At 34.5% G+C, this 21295-nt stretch carries 22 protein-coding genes; 18 read left to right on the forward strand and 4 right to left on the reverse strand.

What is annotated here, in order from left to right; translation table 11 throughout:
* Window positions 1-45 precede the first annotated feature (45 nt).
* On the forward strand, window positions 46-735 hold the full coding sequence (locus MN187_RS04655) for a DNA alkylation repair protein (protein ID WP_241698975.1): 690 nt from the start codon (window positions 46-48) through the stop codon (window positions 733-735).
* 11 nt (window positions 736-746) lie between these two features.
* On the opposite strand, the gene MN187_RS04660 is transcribed toward MN187_RS04655, so the two are convergent.
* On the reverse strand, window positions 747-920 hold the full coding sequence (locus tag MN187_RS04660) for a hypothetical protein (protein ID WP_158559346.1): 174 nt from the start codon (window positions 918-920) through the stop codon (window positions 747-749).
* A gap of 159 nt (window positions 921-1079) precedes the next feature.
* Here MN187_RS04660 and MN187_RS04665 point away from each other — a divergent pair, with 159 nt between their 5' ends.
* Both MN187_RS04665 and MN187_RS04670 read left to right on the forward strand, forming a co-directional pair.
* Complete coding sequence (locus MN187_RS04665) at window positions 1080-1268, forward strand: hypothetical protein (protein WP_117972265.1); 189 nt, start codon at window positions 1080-1082, stop codon at window positions 1266-1268.
* A 27-nt stretch (window positions 1269-1295) separates the two neighbouring features.
* The gene (locus tag MN187_RS04670; protein ID WP_233519151.1) at window positions 1296-1925 is read left to right on the forward strand and encodes a DUF1361 domain-containing protein; all 630 of its coding nucleotides are present in this window, start codon (window positions 1296-1298) and stop codon (window positions 1923-1925) included.
* A gap of 38 nt (window positions 1926-1963) precedes the next feature.
* Here the strand turns inward: MN187_RS04670 and MN187_RS04675 are convergent, their stop codons facing one another.
* Window positions 1964-3169 carry an MFS transporter gene (locus MN187_RS04675; protein ID WP_242094508.1) on the reverse strand — a complete coding sequence of 402 codons (1206 nt, stop codon included), beginning with the start codon at window positions 3167-3169 and terminating at the stop codon, window positions 1964-1966.
* A gap of 261 nt (window positions 3170-3430) precedes the next feature.
* Between MN187_RS04675 and parE the strand changes: the two genes are divergently transcribed.
* The 5 genes from parE to MN187_RS04700 all read left to right on the forward strand — a co-directional run bounded on the left by parE (window position 3431) and on the right by MN187_RS04700 (window position 12100).
* Window positions 3431-5446, forward strand: a complete 2016-nt coding sequence (gene parE / locus MN187_RS04680) for a DNA topoisomerase IV subunit B (protein WP_117972267.1) — start codon at window positions 3431-3433, stop codon at window positions 5444-5446.
* Window positions 5447-5475: 29 nt separating this feature from the next.
* Window positions 5476-7932: a DNA topoisomerase IV subunit A gene (parC, locus tag MN187_RS04685; protein WP_241698977.1), complete on the forward strand. Its 2457-nt coding sequence runs from the start codon at window positions 5476-5478 to the stop codon at window positions 7930-7932.
* 305 nt (window positions 7933-8237) lie between these two features.
* Window positions 8238-10484 carry a formate C-acetyltransferase gene (gene pflB, locus MN187_RS04690; protein WP_117972269.1) on the forward strand — a complete coding sequence of 749 codons (2247 nt, stop codon included), beginning with the start codon at window positions 8238-8240 and terminating at the stop codon, window positions 10482-10484.
* Window positions 10485-10562: 78 nt separating this feature from the next.
* Window positions 10563-11336 carry a pyruvate formate-lyase-activating protein gene (pflA, locus tag MN187_RS04695; protein ID WP_118249671.1) on the forward strand — a complete coding sequence of 258 codons (774 nt, stop codon included), beginning with the start codon at window positions 10563-10565 and terminating at the stop codon, window positions 11334-11336.
* Between the two features lie 146 nt (window positions 11337-11482).
* On the forward strand, window positions 11483-12100 hold the full coding sequence (locus tag MN187_RS04700; protein ID WP_242094510.1) for a PepSY domain-containing protein: 618 nt from the start codon (window positions 11483-11485) through the stop codon (window positions 12098-12100).
* A 377-nt stretch (window positions 12101-12477) separates the two neighbouring features.
* Here the strand turns inward: MN187_RS04700 and MN187_RS10630 are convergent, their stop codons facing one another.
* Window positions 12478-12579, reverse strand: coding sequence for a hypothetical protein (locus tag MN187_RS10630; RefSeq protein WP_371821046.1), 102 nt, complete (start codon window positions 12577-12579; stop codon window positions 12478-12480).
* Between the two features lie 189 nt (window positions 12580-12768).
* Between MN187_RS10630 and MN187_RS04710 the strand changes: the two genes are divergently transcribed.
* From MN187_RS04710 to MN187_RS04725, 4 genes are all read left to right on the forward strand, one after another.
* A complete protein-coding gene (locus MN187_RS04710; RefSeq protein ID WP_242094512.1) occupies window positions 12769-13698 on the forward strand; it encodes a manganese-dependent inorganic pyrophosphatase in 930 nt (309 codons plus the stop codon).
* A 57-nt stretch (window positions 13699-13755) separates the two neighbouring features.
* Entirely contained in the window at window positions 13756-14709 is a 954-nt protein-coding gene (locus MN187_RS04715; protein ID WP_242094514.1) for a DUF1803 domain-containing protein, read from the forward strand.
* A gap of 63 nt (window positions 14710-14772) precedes the next feature.
* The gene (locus MN187_RS04720) at window positions 14773-15111 is read left to right on the forward strand and encodes a thioredoxin family protein (protein WP_241698979.1); all 339 of its coding nucleotides are present in this window, start codon (window positions 14773-14775) and stop codon (window positions 15109-15111) included.
* A gap of 19 nt (window positions 15112-15130) precedes the next feature.
* On the forward strand, window positions 15131-15496 hold the full coding sequence (locus tag MN187_RS04725; protein ID WP_242094516.1) for a hypothetical protein: 366 nt from the start codon (window positions 15131-15133) through the stop codon (window positions 15494-15496).
* A 208-nt stretch (window positions 15497-15704) separates the two neighbouring features.
* Here the strand turns inward: MN187_RS04725 and MN187_RS04730 are convergent, their stop codons facing one another.
* Entirely contained in the window at window positions 15705-15860 is a 156-nt protein-coding gene (locus tag MN187_RS04730; RefSeq protein WP_242094518.1) for a hypothetical protein, read from the reverse strand.
* Between the two features lie 316 nt (window positions 15861-16176).
* Between MN187_RS04730 and MN187_RS04735 the strand changes: the two genes are divergently transcribed.
* The 6 genes from MN187_RS04735 (at window position 16177) to MN187_RS04760 (ending at window position 21256) form a co-directional block, all read left to right on the forward strand.
* A complete protein-coding gene (locus MN187_RS04735; protein WP_117972276.1) occupies window positions 16177-16866 on the forward strand; it encodes a DUF969 domain-containing protein in 690 nt (229 codons plus the stop codon).
* On the forward strand, window positions 16866-17786 hold the full coding sequence (locus MN187_RS04740; RefSeq protein ID WP_117972277.1) for a DUF979 domain-containing protein: 921 nt from the start codon (window positions 16866-16868) through the stop codon (window positions 17784-17786). The genes MN187_RS04735 and MN187_RS04740 overlap by 1 nt, the downstream gene beginning before the upstream one ends.
* Window positions 17787-17806: 20 nt before the next feature.
* Entirely contained in the window at window positions 17807-18454 is a 648-nt protein-coding gene (gene pcp, locus MN187_RS04745) for a pyroglutamyl-peptidase I (protein ID WP_117972278.1), read from the forward strand.
* A 278-nt stretch (window positions 18455-18732) separates the two neighbouring features.
* On the forward strand, window positions 18733-19107 hold the full coding sequence (locus tag MN187_RS04750) for an SdpI family protein (protein ID WP_117972279.1): 375 nt from the start codon (window positions 18733-18735) through the stop codon (window positions 19105-19107).
* On the forward strand, window positions 19088-19813 hold the full coding sequence (locus MN187_RS04755) for a winged helix-turn-helix domain-containing protein (RefSeq protein WP_242094521.1): 726 nt from the start codon (window positions 19088-19090) through the stop codon (window positions 19811-19813). Before MN187_RS04750 ends, MN187_RS04755 begins: the two co-directional genes overlap by 20 nt.
* 6 nt (window positions 19814-19819) lie before the next feature.
* On the forward strand, window positions 19820-21256 hold the full coding sequence (locus MN187_RS04760) for an ATP-binding protein (protein ID WP_117972281.1): 1437 nt from the start codon (window positions 19820-19822) through the stop codon (window positions 21254-21256).
* The last annotated feature ends 39 nt before the right edge of the window (window positions 21257-21295 follow it).

Here is a 21295-nt window from a genome sequence, read left to right on the forward strand (position 1 = left end):
AGCGCTCGACACATTTGTCGGGTGCTTTTTTAATGGAGGAAACGTATGACACCAACACAAACAACCCTTTTTTCAATGCAAGATACGACTTACAAAGCCTTTAACGCGAGATTAATCCCGACCATTAGTCCTGATAAGGTCATTGGTGTGAGGATGCCACAACTTAGAAAACTAGCTAAAGAGATGATTAAAAATGAGGATACAGTCAATTTTTTATCAGAATTACCTCATACCTATCACGAGGAAAATGTCCTGCATATGTTGATTATCTCAAGTATAAAAGACTTTGATGAAGCCATTAAAGCATACCAAACGTTTTTGCCTTATGTGGATAATTGGGCCGTGACAGATTGCCAAACACCTGCTGTATTTAAAAAGAATCCAGACAAATTACTACCATATATAGACGAATGGCTGGTTTCAAGTGAGGAATACACCATCCGTTTTGCTATATTGCAGCTGATGAATATTTATCTAACAGAAGACAACTTCAATGAATCGATATTAGAGCGTGTGTGTGAGGTGAAAAATGAGGCCTATTATGTCAATATGATGCGAGCATGGTTTTTTGCGACCAGTTTGGCTAAGCAGTATGATGTAACGATTCCCTATATTAATGAGAGAAGATTAGATGACTGGACACATCAAAAAACGATTCAAAAGGCGCGTGAGAGTTTAAGAATCTCACCAGAAACAAAAGACTATCTAAAGACACTTAAAAAGCCTTCCAATTAATGGAAAGCTTTTTAAGGTGCTTTAGTTCCAAACATATTCATTTTTGGTTTGGGAATTTCTTTGTTATGTTGAGCTGCTAAATCCATGGCTTTAACATACAAATCAAGTTTTTGTTCGAGTGTTAATTCTTTTTTTTCAGACATCAAGACAGCTTGAGCAAATTTTTCTTTGTCAATATAAATCATTTATTCCAACCCCTCTTTGTTATTTATTTCTTTCATTATAACAAATTTCAAGAAAAAAAGAGTTTTAAAGAATTGAATATTTAATGAATTTTTCAAAAAATGGGTAAAAAGATGTTATAATATGTCGATAGATAAAAATTAGATGAAGGGGTAGAAAGAATGAATCCAGAAGATTTTATAACAGAATTATCTCATTTAAAAGCGGTCCTTATATTAGATAAAAAGGGTGATATGAATCGATTTAATGTATTATATCAAGCTGCACAAAACGCGATGTTTAAGGGAGAAAGAATCAATAAAGAGTTGATGGAAGAATTTCTTTATTTTAGGAATCTAATAGAACGCTAATAATCAAGATAGAAAAGGGGTGAAAAAATGAAAAATATGGTTAGATTAATGAGTCTATTATTTATCATTGGAGCGTATAATACACGTTTTTCGTTTTTATCATTGAATATTTTATTAGCTTACATCCCTTTAGAGCTGTCATTTCAATTTTTTCGTGTCAAGAAAAATAGTTTAAAAATAGGGTTAGCAGCTTTGTTTATGTTATATTTTCCTAATATTCCTTATTTGGTGACAGATATGATTCACATGGATATTTTAGATATTTATAACTATTTTACAGGAGATAGCATTAAAAATTTAGGTGATTGGACATTGACTGTGGTATTGTTTTTAGCGGTTTTTAGTTTTGTTTTAATTGGGTTTGGTCAATTGTTAAAACTATTAAATTATATTAAAAATCGTTATACCCTAAACATGACTCAAGTCAGTTTGATATTAATTGTTGTGTGTTTGTTATCTTCACTAGGCATTTATGCTGGTAGATTTCCACCAAGGTTTCATTCTATTGATATTTTTGTTAGGCCTTGGTATGTGTTTAAAACCATTTTTCTTAACTGGTCACTCGTCAAATTAGAAATAGTCGTCCTTTTTTTAATTCTTCACTTAGCGATTGTTGGTGTGATGACAATGAATAAACAATTATCAACATTAAATTAAAAAGCACATCGCCTTTAATGAAGGTGACGTGCTTTTTTTTAATAGTTTTCAGCGCCTTTTTTAAGGAAGGCTAAAGAAAGTGTGGCTAAAATACCTAAAGCAAAGAAATAAATAAAAGCAGAGAAATAGGATTCAGAACCATCGACTAATGAACCAATAATGATTTGTGCTGTTGCGCCTCCTAGGATACCACCAGTTGAAATAGTAGAGTAACTTGGTGCAAAGTGTTTACCAGTAAATACTTTCAGTGGGATTGTCATAAGGGTCACAAAGGCAACTGTCATAGACAATGTTGCTAATCCTAAAACGAGGATAAATGGGATAAGAGAATGGAGATAATAAGATAAAAAGACTAATGATGAACCGATCGTTGCCATCATCATAATCACCAGTGTATCCTTCTCAGAAAAAAACTTGCTTACAACATAACTTCCACCAATGGCTCCAATGAGAGAAAAGACCCCAACGCATGAACTGACCATACCAGATTGAGTCAGTGTAATACCACGTTGACTTGTTAAAAAGCTTGGTAACCAGTTGTTAATACCGTAAAGTAAACTATTGATAAAAAATGCGGCAGCAAATAGTGTCCAAATATTTCGGTTTTTCCAAATATTCAGTAAGGATACTTTTTCAGACGCTTCTTCAATGACTTCTTTTGATTGTTTATTCGGTGTAGGAATAATTCTTACTATAATAAAAGAAGCTAAAATAGCCAGAATAGTTAGTAACATGTAAGCAAATTTCCAATTGTATTGCTCGATAATTGGTGATAGTAGAATAGGTCCCACAATGCCAGCAATACCTGAGGAAGAAATGAGAATCCCTTTAGCAAATGTCCTGCGTTCTAAAGGGAAATGATCAATGATTTCCTTACTAGAAGCAGAAGGGTAACCAGAATGAGCCAGCATACCTGTTAATAATCTAATGGCTAAGAGCATTGTCACGGTTTCTCCAAAACTGAAGATAAAATCAAACACCCCAATCATAAAGACAGACCAAATAAGGACTTTCTTTGCCCCAAATTGATTAATCGCAAAACTCATAGGAACCTGCATAATAGCGTAACCAATAAAGAACGCACTTAAAATGAGTCCTTTTTGACTTTCAGTCATAGGAATATCCTTGCTAATGGAAATGATAGAAATCCCAACAGATAATTTATCAATATAGACAATCACATAACCTAGAAATAATGTGGATAATAGTAAAGATAAATTAACTTGTTTTTTTGTATTGTTCATAGACGTGTCCTTTCTAAAAAAATATCATCATTTAATAAATATACAGTTTTTTAAAAACGTTGTAAATTGAAAAATCAAAAGCTTCATTATTTTTTCGAAAAAAACTAACTTTGCAAGATACATTATTTTATTATAGAATAAATGATGTTGCCGTGAATAGGGCGAATACCTGTTCTTTACATCGGCGTAAAAGTAGCCTATTATTGATTAGAACAAGCAACTAACTTGTTTACGTAATGATGGTAGAAAAGGAGTTTACCTATGTCAAAAGAAATAAATAGACAATACGATGATTCATCCATTCAAGTATTAGAAGGTCTAGAGGCGGTAAGAAAACGTCCAGGGATGTATATTGGATCAACAGACTCTAAAGGATTGCATCATTTGGTTTTTGAGATTTTTGATAATGCGGTTGACGAAGCGTTATCTGGTTATGGAACAGAAATTGATGTAACAATACATAAAGACAATAGTATTAGTGTACGAGATTATGGTAGAGGGATGCCAACAGGAATGCATGCTTCTGGAAAGCCAACGATTGAAGTGATTTTTACCATACTGCATGCAGGTGGAAAATTTGGCCAAGGTGGTTATAAAACCTCAGGGGGGCTTCATGGTGTTGGGGCAAGTGTAGTTAATGCCTTATCAAGTACGTTAACAGTGGAAACCGTTAAAGATGGTCAGAAGGCAACCTTATCGTTTAAAGATGGTGGTCATCCTGATGGAAAGTTTACAAAGGTGAAAACCTCGATTAAACAAAATGGCTCAATGATTACATTTAAGCCAGATGCGTCCATTTTTTCAACAACGGTTTTTTCTTATGATGTCTTATCAGAACGTCTGAGAGAAACTGCCTTTCTCTTGAAAGGCATTAAAATTACGTTAACAGATGAACGAGAAGGGCAAGAAAAAGAAGATGTCTTTTTATATGAAGATGGAATCAAGGAATTTATTGCTTATTTAAATGAAAGCAAAGATGAGTTGTCACCAATTGTTTATTTTGCAGGTGAAAAAGAAGAAATCGAAGTCGAATTTGCCTTCCAATATAATGATGGCTATTCTGAAAATATTTTATCTTTTGTAAACAATGTGCGAACAAGAGATGGTGGGACACACGAAGTTGGGATGAAGACAGCGTTAACCAAATCATTTAATGAGTATGCTAGAAAAACTGGTTTATTAAAAGAAAAAGATAAAAATCTTGAAGGTAGCGACTTTAGAGAAGGTTTGTCAGCCATTATTAGTGTGCGTATTCCCGAAAACTTACTTCAATTTGAAGGGCAAACGAAAGGGAAATTAGGGACACCAGCTGCTAGGACGATTGTTGATACAGTCATTAGTGATCAATTAGGATTTTATTTATTAGAAAACAATGATTTATCTCAAATGCTTGTAAAAAAAGCGCTGAAAGCACGAGAAGCACGAGAAGCGGCACGTAAAGCACGAGAAGACAGCCGTAACGGCAAAAAACGTCGTAAAGGGGAATCATTACTATCTGGTAAATTGACTCCAGCACAATCACGTAACCCAAAGAAAAACGAATTGTACTTAGTCGAAGGGGACTCTGCCGGGGGATCTGCTAAACAAGGTCGCGACAGAAAATTCCAAGCGATTTTACCACTTCGAGGAAAAGTCATTAATACGGAAAAAGCCAAACTACAAGACATATTAAAAAATGAAGAAATCAACACCATGATTTATACCATTGGTGCTGGAGTTGGACCAGATTTTCAACTAGATGATGTCAATTATGATAAAATCATCATCATGACTGATGCGGATACGGATGGGGCACATATTCAAGTGCTTCTATTAACCTTTTTCTATCGCTACATGAAACCTCTTGTCGAAGCAGGAAAAGTTTATATCGCTTTGCCACCGCTTTATCGTGTGAGTAAAGGCCGCGGTAAGACTGAACAGCTTGAATACGCATGGACAGATGATGAAATGGATAATATTACTAAAAAAATGGGGAAAGGCTATTTAATTCAACGCTACAAAGGTCTTGGTGAAATGAATGCTGACCAACTATGGGAAACAACGATGAATCCTGACACAAGAACATTGATTCGTGTGACGATTGATGACTCAGCAAGAGCAGAAAGACGTGTGACAACATTGATGGGCGATAAAGTAGAGCCCCGCCGTAAATGGATTGAAGAACATGTCCAATTTACGTTAGAAGAAGATGGTAGTATCTTAGAAAATCATGATATTTTAGAGGAACACGTGACATCTGATAATAAAACAGTTGAAGAAATCAATCTATTTGATTAGCGAGTACCAACAAAAGGGAGAGAACAAGAATGAATCAAGAGCATGGGATTCAAAATCTTAGTCTTGAAGATGTAATGGGAGATCGTTTTGGACGTTATTCAAAATACATTATTCAAGATAGAGCATTACCCGATATAAGAGATGGACTAAAACCTGTTCAACGTCGGATTTTATTTTCAATGAATAAAGATGGCAATACTTATGAAAAAAGTTTTAGAAAATCAGCTAAATCGGTCGGAAACATCATGGGGAATTACCATCCTCATGGTGATAGTAGTATTTACGAAGCAATGGTTCGTATGAGTCAAGATTGGAAGTTACGCGAGCCATTAATCGAAATGCATGGAAATAACGGGAGTATGGATGGCGATCCTCCTGCTGCGATGCGTTATACTGAAGCACGCTTATCAAAACTTAGTGGTGAATTATTAAAAGATATTGAAAAAGAAACCGTGGATTTTGTTTGGAACTTTGATGATACTGAAAAAGAACCAACTGTGTTACCCGCAGGATTTCCTAACCTACTAGTTAATGGATCAACAGGGATTTCAGCTGGGTATGCAACCGAAATTCCAACACACAATTTAGGTGAAGTCATTGATGGCACGATTTATTTAATCGATCATCCAAATGCTAGTGTGGAAAAATTAATGGAATTTATTCCTGGACCAGATTTTCCGACAGGTGCGATTCTTCAAGGGAAAAAAGAATTGAAAAAAGCCTACGAAACAGGCAAAGGTCGCGTGATTATTCGTTCTAAAACAGAAATCGAACCGCTTAAAGGTGGACGTGAACAAATTGTGATTACAGAAATTCCTTATGAAGTGAATAAAGCTAACTTAGTGAAAAAAATGGATGAATTGCGTTTAACAAAACGTGTGGAAGGAATATCTGAAGTTAGAGATGAAACAGATAGAACGGGTTTACGTATTGTAGTTGAGCTCCGTAAAGAAGTCGATGCTACAGGTATTTTAAACTATTTACTTAAAAATACGGAACTGCAAGTCAATTATAATTTTAATATGGTAGCTATCAACAAACTTCGTCCACAACAAGTTGGTTTGAAAGATATCTTAGAAGGCTATATTACTCACCGTAAACAAGTCATCATTGACCGTAGTCAGTTTGATTTAACTAAAGCGAAGAAGCGTGAACATATTGTACTAGGCTTGATGAAAGCTTTATCCATCTTGGATGATGTGATTCGCATTATTCGTCAAAGTAAAGACAAAAAGAATGCCAAAGATAATTTGATTTCAGCACATAACTTTAGTGAAGAACAAGCAGAAGCGATTGTATCATTGCAATTATATCGCTTGACTAATACGGATATTACAGCTCTTGAGCAAGAAGCAGCTGAGTTAGAACAATTGATTAAATCACTTGAGTTAATCATTCATAACCCAAATGAGTTGTTAAAAGTCATGAAAAAAGAATTACGTGAAGTGAAGAAAAATTATGACACTGACAGAAGAACGGTGTTAGAAGATAAGATAGAAGAAATTAATATTGAAACAGCAGTTATTGTGCCACAAGAAGACGTCATGGTGAGTGTGACGCGTGAAGGGTATGTTAAACGAAGTAGTTTAAGATCATATGGAGCATCCAAAGATGATGCGATTGATATGAAAGAATCTGATCAACTGATTTATGCTGGACAATTAAATACTCATCATCATGTATTATTTGTGACAACTAAAGGAAATATCATTTATCGACCTGTGCATGAATTAACAGATAAAAAATGGAAAGATGTTGGTGAACATTTTTCACAAACGCTAAGTACCCTTCTTCCAAATGAGCAAATATTAAAAGTCTTTCCTTATGAAACACTTGATGAGACGAAAGAATTTGTCTTTGTCACAAAGGAAGGCATGATTAAACGAACACCAATGAGCGAATTTTCTAGTTGGCGAACCTATAGGAGTAGACCGTTGATGTGTATGAAACTTAAAACAGACACAGACGAATTGATTAGTGCAAATTTGGTATCAGCTCAAATAGAGTACGAAGTCACATTAATAAGCCACTTAGGATTTGGACTACGTTATGATTTAAGTGAAGTGCCAACAGTTGGAGCAAAAGCATCTGGCGTTAAAGCCATGAACTTAAAGGAAGGAGATTATTTGGTTTCCAGTCATATTTTCCCAATTAGTACGGCAGAACATTTGGTGACAGTCGTGACACAACGTGGATCAGTCAAGAAAATGGATGTATTAGAGATTAGTAAATTAGGGCGAGCAAAACGTGGTTTGATGGTTTTAAGAGAATTGAAAAATAATCCACACCGCGTCTTTTTAGCGATATCAACTAATGGTGATAATGAATTAATTATAATAGAAACCAAAAACGGTTCAAGCTATACAGTTGATACAAAGGACATCCCTATAAACGATAGAACGTCTAATGGCTCATTTATTTCGAATGAAAAAGTAGATGGAGAAGTGATTAAATTAACTGTTTCACAAAAAGAAAAAGAAGATTAATAAAAAGAAGAAATCTTTAAAAGGTTTCTTCTTTTTTTCTGTTATACGACACGATTTAAAATGTAACCGCTGTTGTAATACAGATGGGTACAGGAAATAAAACAGATAAGTGGAAAAACTTCCTTAATAAAATTTTAAGAAAGTCACTAAAGCTAGGGGTTAAACGGAAATTGTGTTTTTTTTAACAAAATTAGTATTTTTTTTCACTATAACACTTGCGTGAATCTGTTTTTGTGTTATACTGAACATGTAAATAAATGAAATATAAAACTTTGAAACAACTAACTTAAGGAGGTTCTCATATTATGGGATACTGGGATGGATTTAAAGGTAGTAAATGGCGCACAACTGTGGATGTTAGAGATTTTATTCAAGCAAACTACACAGAATACAAAGGTGACGACAGTTTCTTAGAGCCAGCTGCTGACAGCACAGAAAAATTATGGACAAAATTACAAGAATTATTTGAAGTACAACACGAACAAAATGGTGTTTATGACATGGATAACAACATCCCTGCTACAGTAACATCACATGAACCTGGTTACTTAATTAAAGAAGAAGAAAAAATCGTTGGATTACAAACTGATGTTCCATTAAAACAAGCATTCATGCCATTTGGTGGTATTAACATGGCAAACAATGCTTTAGTATCAAATGGATACGAAATTGACGACGAAATGACTAAAATCTTCACTGACTGGAGAAAAACACATAACCAAGGTGTATTTGATGCTTACACTCCAGAAATGAGAGCCGCTCGTAAAAATAAAATTATTACAGGTCTTCCAGATGCTTATGGCCGTGGACGTATTATCGGTGACTACCGTCGTTTAGCATTATACGGAATTGACTTCTTAATCGCTGAAAAGAAAAAAGACTTATCTAACGTAGGGAACAAAGTGATGACAGATGATGTGATTCGTTTACGTGAAGAAGTGTCTGATCAAATCAAAGCATTAGTTGCCATTAAAGAAATGGCGACTTACTACGGATTTGATATTTCTAAACCTGCTAAAAATGCTCAAGAAGCGATCCAATGGGTGTACTTCGGTTACTTAGCAGCCATTAAATCTCAAAATGGTGCGGCTATGTCAATTGGACGTATCTCTGCATTCTTAGATATCTATATCCAACGTGACTTAGAAAATGGCGTAATCAACGAAGCGGAAGCACAAGAATTAATTGACCACTTAATTATGAAATTACGTATGGTTAAATTCGCTCGTACGCCTGAATACAACCAATTATTCTCTGGATACCCAATTTGGGCAACCTTATCAATTGCTGGTATGGGAATTGACGGACGTTCATTAGTAACTAAAAATGATTTCCGTATCTTACATACCTTAACAAACATGGGACCATCTCCAGAACCAAACTTAACAGTATTGTATTCTTCTCATTTACCAGAAGGATTCAGAACTTACGCAGCTAAAATTGCAAAAGAAAGTTCTTCAATCCAATTTGAAAATGACGATTTATTACGTGCTAACTGGGGATCAGATGACTGTGCGATTGCTTGTTGTGTGTCTGCCACTGTTATGGGTAAAGACATGCAATTCTTCGGAGCTCGTGCTAACTTAGCTAAAGCTGTGTTATATGCAATTAACGGTGGGGTTGACGAAGTGACGAAAGCACAAGTTGCACCTCGTTTCCGTCCAATGACTGGTGATACATTAAACTATGATGACTTCATCACTCGTTACAAAGATATATTAGATTGGTTAGCAGAATTATATGTAAACACATTAAACGTTATCCATTACATGCATGATAAATATGCTTATGAAGCACCACAATTAGCATTCATGGATACTGACTTAAAACGTACATTCGCAACAGGTATCGCTGGTATCTCTCATGCGGCTGATAGTATCATGGCTATCAAACATGGTAACGTACAAGTTATCCGTGACGAAGATGGATTAGCAGTTGACTATGTACCACAAAATGAGTTCCCAACTTACGGAAATGACAATGAAGAAGCAGATGCAATGGCAAACTGGATCTTAGATTACTTCATGACTCAAATTAAACGTCAACATACTTATAGAAACTCAACACCTACAACATCATTATTAACGATTACTTCTAATGTTGTTTATGGTAAAGCAACTGGTAACACACCAGACGGACGTCGTGCAGGTAAACCATTAGCACCAGGTGCTAACCCAAGTTACCAAGATGGTAAATTCTTAGGTGAGAAAAATGGTCTTTTAGCATCATTAAACTCAACTGCAAGACTTGCTTATACATCAGCTTTAGATGGTATCTCAAATACACAAACGATTAACCCTAATGGTTTAGGTAAAGATGATGATACTCGTATTAACAACTTACGTAACGTAATGGATGGCTACTTCGATAGAGGTGGATACCACTTGAACGTAAACGTCTTTACAACTGACTTATTATTAGACGCTCAAGCTCATCCAGAAAAATATCCAAACTTAACTATCCGTGTATCTGGATACGCAGTTAAATTCCGTGATTTAACTCCAGAACAACAAGCAGACGTTATTTCTCGTACTGCTCATGATAGAATGTAATTAAACAATTCGTAAAATAAGAGGATGGCTGTTTTAGCGGTCATCCTTTTTTAAAAGCAAAGTTAGGAAGTGACGATAATGACAGAATCAGTAACAGGAAGAATTCACTCAACAGAAAATTTAGGGACAGTTGACGGTCCGGGTGTACGTTTTATAGTCTTTATGCAAGGGTGTAAAATGCGTTGCCAGTTTTGTCATAATCCTGATACTTGGAAAATTGGTGGAGGGCGCGAAGTAACAACTGATGAAATATTAGAAGAAGCATTGCGTTATAAATCTTACTGGGGCGAAGATGGAGGCATTACAATTAGTGGTGGTGAGCCATTACTTCAACTTGACTTCATCATTGATTTATTTAAAAAAGCGAAAAAACATGGAATTCATACAACGGTAGATACTTGTGGTAAACCATTTACGTTTGACGAACCCTTTTTTAGTAAATTCAATGAAATGTTGAAATACACTGATCTGTTTTTATTTGATATCAAACATATCGATCCACAAGGTCACAAAGAACTAACGATGCATACTAATGATAATATTCTTGAAATGGCGAAGTATTTATCTGATATTGGTCAACCTGTATGGATTCGACACGTTTTAGTACCGCAAAGAACAGATTATGATGAATTTTTGATTCGTCTAGACGATTTCATAAAAGAATTAAAAAATGTCGACAAAGTTGAAGTGTTGCCATATCACACAATGGGTCTTTTCAAATGGCAAGACTTAGGGATTGATTACCCATTAAAAGGCATTGATCCACCAACTCAAGAGCGAGTAAAAAATGCCCAAGAATTACTTCATACGGCAGACTATAATAAGTACAAAGAAAAACGTGCAGTGAAATAATGAATGACCTAGAAGTGCTATCTTCTAGGTTTTTTAGTTTGTATGGAAAGAACGAGGTTAAAGTCATTTTTAAGTGGGTTTTTATTTTCATAAAACGTACTTTATGATAAAATTGTATTAAGAAAAACAAAAGGGGAGAATGAGCAATGAAAAAAATAATCTTATTAAGTAGTGTGGTTTTATCGTTAGGAGTGTTTGCAGGGTGTTCATCCCAAAACATAGATTCGGGTAAGACGACTAAGTCATCAAGCTCACAAGTTTCAGCTTCAAGTATCGCAGTTAGTTCATCAACGAGTGAATCAAGTGTAAGTGAACCAGTTTATAAGGTGAGTTTATCAGACGCGATAGAAACATATAAAGAAACGTATCCAAATACTGATATCATATCCATTAGTTTAGATACTAGTTTTGGGCAAACCATTTATGATATTGAAGGGATAGATGATAATAAAGAATATTCATTAAAAATCAACACTGATACAAAAGAAATAAAAAAAGAACGCGAAGAAAATTTAGATCGTGATGAGAAAGATGGCGTAAAACGCAAAGAAAATAAATTAGACTTAACGAATTTAATAGACATGAATGAAATATTTGATATTGCTTTGAAAGAAGCTGGTTCTGGCAAAATAGATGATTGGGAAATCAAAGAAGATATGGGTGTCACTTATTGGGATATTTCAATTAAAACTGGTTTGACAAAAGAAATTGAGTACAAGATTAATGCCCAAACTGGAGAAATTATTGAAACAGATATAGATTAAATAAAAAGCAGATAGGTTAGTTATAACGACTAACCTATCTGTTTTTTACATAGTTTTATTTAGTTTGGTGATAAAATAAAATGTTAATGCTGTGTGAATCATAAATAAACCAACGAGTGTTGCTGTAATCCAAAGAGCTTGCTGTGTGGCGGATGTGATCAGAGATAAAATAACTACTAAGATAGATAAAATAGAGCTAGATTTTGCTGGTGCAATCGTGCGTATTTCAATGTTACGAGGGTCATTTTCTTCTATTTGATATTGTTTGGCATATTGGGGGTTGGTAACAAATTTTTTGTATTTCAGTTAGTTTGCAATCGCTCCTCCAATAAATCCTGAGCCAAGGCCAATTGAGATAGAGGATAAATTTGATTGAATTAATAAACCGATAAGTACCCAATCTTTAGTGCTAAGATAATAGAAGGATGATATGTTCCTTTTTCAAGTGAAATGATGGTTTGTCTAGAAATATTTAACACACTGGCTAAGTCTTGTTGAGTCGTTTTTTCTTTTTTTAATGTTAGCTAAATTGTTTTTTATCGCTCCTCCTTGTGTAAAGCGCCCTTTCCATTTATAGGTTGCTAAATATGATTAAAAATTTCTGCTTATTGATGATAAAAATTGTGATATAATACAAATTGTATGACATTAATTGGAGGGATATAACTATGACAAAGGTATTAATTTTTGGTCATCAAAATCCGGATACAGATGCAATTGCTTCAGCAATCTCATTTGCTTATCTACAAAATAAACTAGGTGTCGAAGCTGAAGCCGTTGCTTTAGGAACACCAAATGAAGAAACAACGTATGCATTAAACTATTTTAACGTGGATGCACCAAGAGTGATTGAAAACTGTGCAAATGAAACAACACAAGTGATGTTAGTCGATCACAATGAAGCACAACAAAGTGTGAGTGATATTAAAGAATTAGATGTATTAGCCGTAGTGGATCATCACCGTATTGCAAACTTTGAAACAGCTAATCCATTGTATTATCGTGCTGAGCCAGTTGGTTGTACGAATACCATTATCTTAAAAATCTATAAAGAACATGGTATTGACATTCCAAAAGACATAGCAGGAATGATGCTTTCAGCTATTGTGTCTGATTCATTACTATTCAAATCACCAACCTGTACGGATGAAGACATTAAAGCAGCGAAAGAATTAGCTGAAATTGCTGGTGTTGATTTAGAAGGTTATGGTTTAGAGATGCTTAAAGCAGGAACCAATCTTTCAACTAAAACAGCATTAGAATTAATCAATGCGGATGCTAAAACTTTCCCAATGGGTGATAAATCAGTTCGTATTGGTCAAGTTAATACAGTAGACGTGACTGACGTATTATCTCGTCAAGCAGAATTAGAAGAAGTAATGGCAAAAGAAAACACTGATAACGGGTTTGATTTATTTATCTTAGTAATTACAAACATTTTAGATAGTAATTCAGTGGCTCTTGTTGTTGGAGAACCAAAAGAAAAAGTGGAAGCAGCTTTTGGTGTGACATTGGAAAATAATACAGCTGAATTAGCTGGCGTCGTGTCACGTAAAAAACAAGTGGTTCCACCACTAACAAACGCATTTAATGCATAAAAACCTAAAAATCTCTGAGGAAACTTGGAGATTTTTTTCAAATGAGGCGTTAATTTAATGTATCAATTTATAACATTACAAACAGAACAGACTTATCGGTCATTAATGCAAGATAAAGCATTTCAACAAGTCGTTAATTTTATGATTGAACAAGGAGAAAGTGTGACCTTACGCGATATAAAACGTACCTTGCCTGATGTGGAAGAGATCGAAGTGGTAATCGAAACATGGATATCAGCTGGACTTATCACACGTTATCATGGACGATATGAGTTAGTTGGATATGTGATGTCCGAAGAAAAACAAGAGGAATTAAAACAGACCTATCAGTCATTTTTTTTATCTTGTGTGGAAAAATTAAACGCTAAATGTAGACAATTGGATTTATCGACAAAAGACGTTGCTTTTTATTTACTATATGCCTTGCATCAAAAAATACAAGGCAATATAGCTTTGGGTCAGTATGCAGAAGATACTCCAGCATTAGCTAAGATAAAGCAGTTGCCTTTCTATTTTCAACAATTAACTGGTAAAAAAACAGAATGGCTATCGTTTGAAAATTTAACCAATTTAGCTGAATGTGTCAGTTTGCCAAGTTTTTTTTATGAAGAAACTTACCGAGAAAACACACGAGCGCCTCAGTTTTTATTGTTAGACAAACGATTGGGCGATGTAAATGAGTCTTATTTTTTAACATATGCTGAACGAAAGTTACGTCGTATTGAAAAGGGACGAATCATGTCATCCGATACACCTGATATTTTTTTAGACGCACTTGTCACGTTGGGTTATTTAACCATAGAGGCACGTCATTACAAGTTAAATACACTAAGTGTTGAGGAACATGTGATAGAAGAGATTCATCAAGAGCTGGATCCAATCATTGAGTTATTTGATGAAACCTTTAATAGACCCTGGGAGATAGTGGTAATTTATACTCTCTTAGATGCGATGGATTTAGTAGATACGTTGGAACATTATCCTACTCTATTTGGGCTTAAACCGCTTTAGGCATAAAAGTTGGATTAACCTTGGTCTCTTTATATAATAAAGAGAGAAATGAGGGGAAACGTTATGTTTGAAAAAGTTTATGACATCAATCAATTAAATGAACAAGTGTCTCAAGAAGGATTGACGATGGTTTATTTTGGCCAACCAAATTGTAGTGTTTGTCACGGATTGAAACCACAAGTAGAGAAAAAATTAGCTGAATTTAGTGAAGATGTAACATTTTTAGAAGTGAATACGTTTGATATACCAGAAGTATCTGGAAAATATCAAGTAATGACAGTACCTGTCATATTATTGTTTTTAGATGGCAGAGAATATTTAAGAAAAGCAAGGTTTGTTCCCATTGAGGAATTATATAAAGATATAAAAAAAATCGTCGATGGTGTCAATAGCATGAGCTAGCCTTTAGAGGAGATAAGACATGAAAGTATTTAAACGAATTTTTTCTATTTTAATTTTAGTCATTATTATTGGTGGGGTAGGTTATTACTTTTACACTGAACAAATAAAAGGTGGCGCACCTGATATTGTGGCAAAAGATACAGGAAGCATTGATTTATCCAAAATAGAGCAAACGGATGATTCGAAAACTGATTCAAAAACAACAGACGAAGGAAAATACACAGAAGAATTTGAGTCCTGGGATGCACTAGATGATAAAGCTAAAGATGGTATTTATGTGTTAGATCAATACCCTGATAAGTCATTGTATCTAATCTCTGCAACGAAACAAGCCAATGGAAAGATAGTGGCAGTGTTCGATGATGAACCAATTAAAGACAAATAATAATAATTTGGACAGTGTTTTATATTTAAAAAAACATTGTCTTTTTTTGTTATGTTATATTTTATTAACTATACCACTTTTAAATAGATGTCGTTTAGAATGATGCATGAAGCAATAGGTCTTTATTTTAACAAATAAAATAAGCAAGTATTCATCCATGGGTTTAGGGGTGAATACTTGCTTTAATTACTGGGTTCTTCCAATGTAATTACTCCTTAACAAGTTGATTTAAGTTATCTTTAGCTTCTTCAATTGTTGCGCCTGTTGCAAAGATTTCATCGTTTGTTGCATCAAATACAATAAAGATATTTTCATCAGTATTTAATGTCACACGGTATTGAATGGCTTGTTGTGTAAATACCATCATACATTCCTCCTTTAAAAAACATTCATGGAAGACATTTGTCAACCACATTACTAATTTAACATATACCAATTATTTAATCAACTAATTTACCATGAAGTTTATGAATAGAGTGTAAACATTATGTAAAAAAATATAATTATCAAAAGTAAAAATTGTATAAAATAAAAGGAATAACTAAACAGATTAAATTTATTTTTATATAAAAAATAAATTATTGAATAATATGTGGATAATTTGTTGGATAAAAAACTATTTACTTTGCAGAAAACGTTATTTATACTTCTATTTATTGTTATTTTTAGGAGGGATTTTTATGGAATGGATTAAATTAATTGGTATTCTGATTATTTTAGTCGGGTTTATTTTTAAGTTTGATACGATTGCTGTTGTCATTGTTGCGGCATTATCAACAGCTCTTGTATCAGGTATGTCATTATACGAATTTTTTACCATGTTAGGTGAAGCGTTTGTTAATAATCGTTTGGTGACAATATTTTTATTAACCTTACCAATGATTGGTTTATCTGAACGATTTGGATTAAGACAACAGGCAGTTATTTTAATAAAGAAAATAAAGGGACTCACGCCCGGAAAATTTATTACACTATATACTGCACTACGTGAATTAGCCGGTTTATTTGGGATTCGTTTATCTGGGCATCCTCAGTTTGTGCGTCCAATTGTTAACCCAATGGCTCAAGCAGCAGCCAAACATACTTATGGGGATATTTCAAAAGAAGACGAAGATAACATTAAAGCAAGAGCTGCAGCAAACGAAAATTTTGCTAACTTTTTTGCTCAAAATACGTTTATTGCCTCAGCAGGTGTGCTATTGATTTACGGAACACTAAAAGATTTAGGTTATAAAGTAAGTGACGCAAGTATTGCGCGTATGGCGTTACTTGTGGCAGTGATCGCTTTAATTCTTTCTGCTGTGTCAAACTGGTTATTTGATAAAAAATTAGCTAAAAAATACAATAAAATAAAAGGAGTAGACAAGTAATGGCACACTATATTCCAGCGATTTTAGAATTTTTTTATATTTTGATTGGTCTACTTTCTATGATGACAGCTGTTCGTTGTTTTAAAGACAAGACCAATAGTGCCCGTATTGGTACTGGGCTTTTTTGGTTAATCCTTGGGGTGATTTTTGCAGCTGGAAAGCTAATGCCTTATGTTGTTTCAGGCATATTATTAGCTGTTATTGGTTTATTAACGTTGTTTAAACAAGTTAACGTTGGGAAATTAGCCGAGATTAGTGAAGAAGAAGGTCAAAAATCAGCCGAAAGAATCGGAAGTTGGATCTTTTTCCCATCTGTTTTATTAGCAATTGTCGCTGTGGTGATTTCGTACACACCACTTGGAGGGCAAGTGGGGATTGGTGTGGCTTCGATTGTCGCATTACTTGTGGCGATGGTGATTACGAAAGCTCCACCAAAAACGGCATTAGAAGATACTGACCGCATGTTACAATCGGTGGGGACGACAGGTATTTTGCCACAGTTACTAGCAGCGCTTGGTGTGGTATTTAATGCAGCAGGTGTAGGTGATGTAATCTCCCATGCTATTTCGGGTATTGTTCCAGAAGGCAATCGTTTAGCTGGCGTCATTGCTTATTGTTTAGGTATGATGATATTTACCATGGTAATGGGTAATGCGTTTGCCGCTTTTACTGTTATTACAGCAGGAATTGGTGTTCCATTTGTGATGATGCAAGGGGGGGACCCTGTTGTTGCTGGGACACTTGCGATGACGGCAGGATTTTGTGGGACACTCTTAACGCCAATGGCCGCTAATTTCAATGCGTTACCGGTGGCGTTGCTTGAGATGGATGATACAAATGGTGTCATAAAAGCTCAAGCCCCAATGGCTATTATGATGATGATCATTCATATCATTTTGATGTATGTGTTAGCTTTTTAATAAAGAGAGGAAGATATTAGATGAAAATATTAGTAACAGGTTTTGATCCATTTGGTGGAGAATCAACTAACCCAGCTTTAGAAGCTGTTAAAAAATTACCAGAAACTATTTTAGATGCAGTTATTATAAAACTTGAAATACCAACTGTTTTTAACAAATCAGCAGAAGTAGTGAAAGAAGCAATGATAAAACATCAACCAGATGTTGTCGTAAATATTGGTCAAGCTGGTGGACGATTTTCTGTGACGCCAGAACGAGTGGCAATCAATATAGATGATGCACGGATTCCAGATAATGAAGGCAATCAACCAATTGATGAAGTAATCCAAAAAGACGGTCAAGCAGCTTATTTCACTCAATTACCCGTCAAAGCGATGGTAGCGTCCATGAAAGAAGCTGGCTTACCTGGAGCCGTATCAAATACGGCAGGAACATTTGTATGCAATCATATCATGTATCAAGTTCAATATATGATTGATAAAGAATTTCCAAATGTAAAAGGTGGGTTTATCCATGTTCCTTTTATCCCATCACAAGTGGTTGATAAGCCAAATCAACCAAGTATGAGTTTGGATGATATTGTACAATCTTTAGAAAAAGCATTAGAAGCCATTGTATTGTTTGACAATAAGAAGGATATTCGAGTGATTGGTGGAGAAACTCATTAATTTCGGAGGTCAAAAAAACAAGAAGATAACGTGAAGAAAAAAAACGTTTATCTTCTTGTTTTTATTAAAATAGTCTTTAAATTTGAAAAAAATAACATAATTAGTGAAACATGATTCAAAGATTAAATATTTATTTAAAAAAATAACGCAATCATTGAAATGTTTGACATTATTTTGTAAAGTTATTTAGGTGCTTTTATAACGATTCTGTTCATTTTAGTTCCATGTACGTTCTAAAAAGAGTATACTATTAGAAGAAATGTGAGGTAGGTGTTAGTTTGATATTTAATTTTGTGGGAATGTTAATGACAGTAGTGGGTGTCATTTATCTGATTTTTCCTTCTAGAAGACGAGAAAATAAATACGGATATCGTACGCAGCGAGCAAGATATACAGATGCCACATTTAAGTATGCTCAAAAAGTGGCTGCTAAAATCTTGCTGTTGATTGGAGTGGCAACATGGTTAATTGGGTTTTTAATAAAGAGTAGTGGTATAACACAATTCTTTCTTTTAGAAATATTTTTGATAGCAATACCTATTATTAGTGTGTTCTATCAGATTGAACGACGCCTTGAGTTGTTCAACGATGAGCTTGACCGAGAAATGAGTAAAACTAAAGAGGAGGATACACATGAAATTATTAATGATTGAAGACAACGAGTCTGTCTCAGAAATGATGAAAATGTTTTTTTTGAATGAGGAATGGGACGTTACGTTTAAAGATGATGGAAAAGAAGGATTAGATGCCTTTTTAGAAGATCCAACATCTTGGGATATGATTACGCTAGATTTAAATTTACCAACAATGGATGGAGTGAGTGTCTGTCGTGAAATGAGAAAACATTCGTCATCCGTTCCAATCGTGATGTTAACCGCAAGAGATTCTGAAAGTGATCAAGTCATTGGACTAGAGATGGGAGCAGACGACTATGTCACAAAACCATTTAGTCCTATCACATTAATCGCTAGAATTAAAGCGTTACATAGAAGAGCTCAAATCAAAGAAGACGGTGATGGAAATACAGATCATAGTAAAAATGATGACTTTGATGTGAAAACTGAACATTTTAAAATTAACATTAAAACACGTGAAGCGTATTTTGATGAGGAATTGGTGAGTGGTTTAACGCCAAAAGAATTTGATTTATTATTAACATTAGCGAGAAAACCAAGACAAGTATTCTCTCGTGAAAAATTATTGGAATTAGTTTGGGATTACCAATATTTTGGTGATGAACGAACAGTTGATGCACATATCAAAAAATTAAGACAAAAAATTGAAAAAGTTGGTCCGCAAGTGATTCAAACTGTTTGGGGAGTTGGCTACAAATTTGACGATTCAAACATTAAAGAGTAGTGCGCTATGAAATACCTACTACAACAGATGATTGCGTTTGTTGTGATTATCTTGACGGTATTAATTATTTTTGGTGTCTCGTTTCGTTCGTACACTAGGCGAACGGTAACAGAAACCTCTTATGCTCAATTGAAAGGGTACTCTGATACCATCATTGATAATATTAAACAACAAAATTGGACACTTCAACAATCCCTTGATACTTCTCAGTCTGTGTTGAAAAAACAAAAAGTAGCCTTTACGATGCTTAACCCAGATTTAACGGTGAGTTATCCAGTAGAATTTGAAGGACAAAGTGGTTCGAGTTATGTGACTGAGACGGAGTTAGATTCGTTAAAAAATGGAAACACGATAAAAAAGACGGTAAAAGATACGCACTTATCAACTAATAGTCAACCAACATCCTTGTTTATTCAACCACTTTTTTCTTCACCAGATTTAAAATTTATGGGGCTTTTATTGGTTTCTAGGCCAGATAGTAGTATCGACGCTAGTTTGAAATCACTGACCAATGACTTATTGAAAGGTTTTTTAATTTCAACCATTATTGCTATTTGGTTGAGTTACTTTTTAGCGAAATTTCAAGTCAAACGAATTGATCGCATGAAACAAGCGACGAACCAATTAGCTAATGGAAATTATGATGTGCAAATTAAAGTGAAAGATAAAGGTGATGAACTCGATGAGCTTGCTTCTGACTTTAATTTACTCGCTATTGCGTTAAAAGAATCGCAAGAAGAAATTGAGCGCCAAGAAGAGCGACGCCGTAATTTTATGGCAGATGTGGCTCATGAAATGCGAACCCCTTTAACGACGATTAATGGTCTCTTGGAAGGCATTTCTTATGGCGCCATACCAAAAGATCAAGAAGAAAAATGCATTACACTTATGCAAAATGAAACCAGACGATTGATTCGTTTAGTGAATGAAAACCTTGATTATGAGAAAATTCGAACCAATCAAATTAAAATGGTTATACAACAATTTAATGCAACTGAAGTGTTGGAACTAATCATTGAACAATTAAAGGGTAAGGCTGGGGATAAAAACGATCAACTTATTCTAGATACAACTGAGCCAATTAAGGTATGTGCTGATTATGATCGATTTGTTCAAGTCGTGGTAAATATTACAACCAATGCCATCCAATTTACACAAGACGGAGAGATTAGATTGTCTCTATCACGTTTAGAAAATGCGACAGTTGTCTCTATTTCTGATAATGGGATTGGAATGGATAAAGAGCAACAAAAAAATATGTGGGATAGATATTATAAAGCTGATCCATCAAGGAAAAACACAAAATATGGTGAATCAGGATTAGGTCTATCGATTGTTGATCAGTTAGTGAAACTTCATAAAGGCTCTATCCAGGTCATTAGTGAGTTGGGTGTTGGAACCACCTTTAAAGTGACGTTTCCAGATCATGAGATTAAAAAATAACTATTGGCCAAAAAAGACAGTTTTCTTCGTCTTTTTTGG

Origin of the sequence: Vagococcus sp. CY52-2 (assembly GCF_022655055.1) — a bacterium.
Classification (GTDB): domain Bacteria; phylum Bacillota; class Bacilli; order Lactobacillales; family Vagococcaceae; genus Vagococcus.